2 protein-coding genes are annotated in these 4,385 nt (G+C 39.9%); both read right to left on the bottom strand.

From position 1 onward, the window contains the following. Positions 1-805: 805 nt before the first annotated feature. Complete coding sequence (locus CK510_RS26975) at positions 806-1,333, bottom strand: RNA recognition motif domain-containing protein (protein ID WP_095724594.1); 528 nt, start codon at positions 1,331-1,333, stop codon at positions 806-808. A gap of 621 nt (positions 1,334-1,954) precedes the next feature. Further along, positions 1,955-4,207 carry a M48 family metalloprotease gene (locus CK510_RS26970; protein WP_095724595.1) on the bottom strand — a complete coding sequence of 751 codons (2,253 nt, stop codon included), beginning with the start codon at positions 4,205-4,207 and terminating at the stop codon, positions 1,955-1,957. Between the last annotated feature and the right edge of the window lie 178 nt (positions 4,208-4,385).

The following is a 4,385-nucleotide window of genomic DNA, read 5'->3' as shown; positions in this document are numbered from 1 at the left end:
CGGGTCTCCCCACCCTTCGCGTGATAGTGTTGGTAAGTATATGAGAAAGAAGATTTTATTTTCTGGAAGTCCCTTATACTGCAAACGGGTATACTAAAAACGGGTTACAACTATACTTTTAGATTGCGTAAAAATCTTAAAGATGCAACATAAGTCAGCATGACAAAAGTTCAGTTTTTACCCGTGGGCAGTATAAAATGCTACTTGCAGAATCCGCTTGAGGATTTTCACGCTTGTTAGAAGTAAATTTCTAACCCGTTTTTAGTATATAGCGCTCTTTTATTACTCTCATTAGAAAATATTCCAAACCTTGTTTTTCCGTGCTTAGTTCCAAGCAAGGATGTTTTTGTTTTGCTTATAAAACGAGGCTTTGAAGGGATTCAGGATTAGCATATTATTTTTTTCTCGCCAGAGACATAGAAGGGCGATAGAACCTGTTTGAGAAATAGGTGGGTAGGAAAATTTATAACTATGTCATTGCGAGTGAAATGAAATGGAGCGAATCATAAGACCTAACGGGCAGGCTACGCCAACGCAAGAGTTTTGAGGATTTTACATTTCGTTACATAGTTAGGTTTATTTGAGCCAACCTACTTATCTTTTTTCAAACTATTACTGTGGGGGGTTTTGAGGCAAAGTGCTTAATTTAGTGAAACCGCGTTCTGTTCAGGGTTACAGGATAGATACCAAATAGGTTCTATAAGCGCGATCGCGTTTATCTCAAAAATATGCCATCCAGAAGAATTAAAAATTAAAAACCAACACAAATTGATTTTTAATTTTTAATCTTGCGTATGGATTACGACTAATTGGTAGTTTGTGCAGCAAGCATTTGCTTGAGTTTTTCCAACTCATTAGCCCAGCGTGGATCGGGACGAATAGTATCGGAGTCTCCACCACCAGAAGATGATACAGTCTCCTTAACACCACCACCACGACGGGATTTCTTGGCGTTTTTCCTCCCTTCTCTGCTAACGGTTGGACTTGTGTTTCCACCACCTTGATTTGTGACTTTAGTTGGTAGTAGTTGTTGTTGTTGTGGTTGCTGTGGTTGCTGTGTTTCTTCTCCCTCTTCACCTTTTGTCCGAGGCAAAGCCTTTTCTAGCTTAATTGGAGACTCTTTGAACATCTGACCATTATATTTTTCAATTATTTCGTCAGCTTGTTCGTCATTATTAACTGTTAAAAAACCAAAACCGCGACATTTACCTGTCTTCCGGTCTTTTATTAGTTTAGTAGTAACCGCCTCCCCTTCAGCTGCAAACACAGCTTGTAAGTCTTGACGATCGATTTCTTCTTTTGGCAAATTGCCTATATATAGGCGAACGGACATGAACAATACCTCCACTGAAGAGTGACTAAAAACTAGACAAAAAACATTTATCTGGACCTTGGTTATTGATTGATGCTATTGACCAACACCGTCTCTAACCAAATTAATGAACTCTAAACTGTCATCCTATACAATACAGCGTTTATGCAGAATGAAGCTTATATAATACGAGAGCGCATTTTACGCCAAAAAAAATTTAATTGTAAGAATTTTAAATTTTACTACTTTTTGCTTACTATTCCTACGGCAATAATTGAACCAATGCTTTATTCGGAGAATTAAACACCGCTTCTTACATTATCACGGTATTTTCTACGTAGCTAGCTCAATGCCTACATTTCTAATCATAAGCTTAATCGGATTGTAGCAGTCAATACATATTTCTACATATTTACCCAAGAAACAAAAACCAGCCAACGGCTGGTTAATTCTTTGCTGTGTTGGGAAGACAGAAGGGGAATATCTAAACGAATAACCAAGCTGAGATGCTGTGTTACGTTGATTTTATCTCGTATTGTTAACAAATATAACATTTTTTGAATGCATTTGCAATATTTCTTTACAAATTTGGTTAAGAGTTGGGATTTTAGAGAATTAATCCAGATGTTTCGGCGCTCTATACTAGCCCTTGAGTAAAATAAAAGCGCCCCAAGTAACTGATGCGATCGCAACAATGGTAGACCAAATGGGATGGGGACTATTGATTATTTTGCCATTTTGTGTTTTGAGAGATTGAATATCCAGCCAAGGTGTTGCCCCTCGTCGCAACCAACCTGTGACGCTGACTTTCCTACCGATGAAGTCTTGGGGGTTTTGGGGTTGTCCAAGCCAGGAGATATGATGAAGTTTGATTAATGCGGTATTGGTTTGCAGGATTAAGTCTTGTCCTAGACTATTGCAAATGCCGGGACGACCGATTAATTTACCAGAAATGCACACGCCATTTTGATCGATGGGAATTGCTGCGGGGTTATCGAGAAGTTTGGGCAAATTTTCCTCTGTTTGTAACCTGCTATTTCTAAGTTCAGGAAAAAACGAGTTAATCCTGATGAATAGGCAGATGCTGCAACAGATAAAGATGCATCCTGTGACAAAATCCCAATCATCGTATATCCATTTGAGATTGAGAATTTTGAGTGCAAATAATATTTGCCAACCAATTCCAATTATCCCTGCAAACACTAAACCGCAGGGAATGCCCAGAAATGGGGCTATTTGCATGTAGAAGGATTGTTTACTGACACGAATGGGACTTTGGGCTTCGATATCGAATTCGGGTTCTATGCGCCAATTCCGGGCAATTTGGAGGAGACGTTGAATGCGATCGCCTATTAGTGGATGGGTATTATTAATGGTCAACCAGTAGCGGTATGGGTTGAGATAATCCCACATTAGCAGAGAATCAAAGGCGATATGGGGTGCTAGGCTTCCCAAGGTGATGCTTTGTTGGAAACCGATTGGAGCAGCAATATTTAAGCTTTCTAACTGCCAGCTAGTTTGTTCTTGCTTTTGAATATCGGCAGCGATACCAACCGAAATTTTGAGTAAAGCGCGAGTTAAACCGTTGGGGTTGCCAGTGAAATCGCAAACAAAGCGATCGGCGTAATATAATCGCACCTGGGACAACCAAATAGAAGTTCCCGTGATTAGACACCAAATTCCGTAAACAATACTCGACAAAGCTATATAAACAAAGTTGAGGAATTGTCCTTTGGTTCTATTTCCCCATTTTGATATTTGCTGATACAACCAATAAATTGGGATTGTCACCAATAATACTAGGGACATTATTGCCCCATCCCAATGTGCTGCATGGGCTAATTGTTCTGTGTAAATTGCCGCGATTTCGTCTTCAGCTAATTGCTGCAAAAGTCCTTGACTAACGACTATGCGAGTAGTTCGGGGGATATGTCCGTATGCGATCGCAATTGGTACGGTAATTGGTAAAATTCCCAGGTAGGGAAATTGAAAACCTCGTTGCTGGGAAAATCTCCGTAGTAGTCGCACTGCTTCTTGACTGTGTAAATCCAGCGCATCTTGTTGCAGGTATCGCATCCCGTAAAATTTGGTCAGTAGTTGATCGAGTAACCAAGGGGAAAGGGCAGTTAAAGCAATCAGGATGATGAGTAAGAAATTTGTCGGATTGGTATATAAAAGTTGTAAGGGTTCCAGAAATGGCAACCAAACCAAAATATTATTGATACTTGCGAAGGTGAAAACCAATAATTCCCGCACTACCCAGAATAGGGCGATGAATGTTCCCAAACCTAATAATCGTAGGGGAATTAAGTTTAATTGTTGTTGAGATTTCCAATTTTTTGCTCTTCCAGCTTGTCTCCAATGGATAGTAAGGGGTTTGGCTAGAGGTGTTGTGAATCGGACAATTTTACCTGTATTGCTGGTATCATTATCTGAGTTTGCTGGTGATGAAGGTAAAGAGGTGAATGAGGTATTAACGACTTCAGTTTCAATTGGGGTATTATCGCTGTCGTTGCCGTCACTTGATTGACTTAGCGATCGCGAAATATTTTCCACTACTTCATCATCAAATGCAACAAAACCTGTTGCGTCTTGTTCGTTTCGCGATTTAATATCCCGTCGGTTGCGTTTGAGTAATTCTTCGAGCGATCGCTCTGCCCATTGTTTAACTTGTAGATTATTACTTTGGGCAAGAATTTCTGAAAGTGTCATCGCAGCAGGAATATCGCCAGTACGAGCATAAGCTACAACCAAGCCAATTTGAGCTTGTATTGCCGCTTGCAAGTTCTTTTCTGTGGTGACAAAAGATTCGAGAATGGTTTTAGCTGTTTGATAGTCTCCTTGTTTGAGTGCTGCAAGTCCAGCATCTAAAGAAGGTTTTGCATCTGATGACATAATTTTATTGAAAATTGGGGAATCGGTAATTCGACGCTGTACATACAAATCTGGTTTTCCCTGATACCCCGGAATTATCCCCCCTAACCCCCCTTAAAAAGGCAGGGCTGATTCATCCCCTAAAAGGCTATAAAAATCAAGGGTTATAGCAATTTAAAACTAGTTATTTTGTTACCAG

Source organism: Brunnivagina elsteri CCALA 953, from assembly GCF_002289455.1.
Lineage (GTDB): Bacteria > Cyanobacteriota > Cyanobacteriia > Cyanobacteriales > Nostocaceae > Brunnivagina > Brunnivagina elsteri.
The sequence above is the reverse complement of the archived record's forward strand: the minus strand, read 5'-3'. Positions and strand labels throughout refer to the sequence as shown.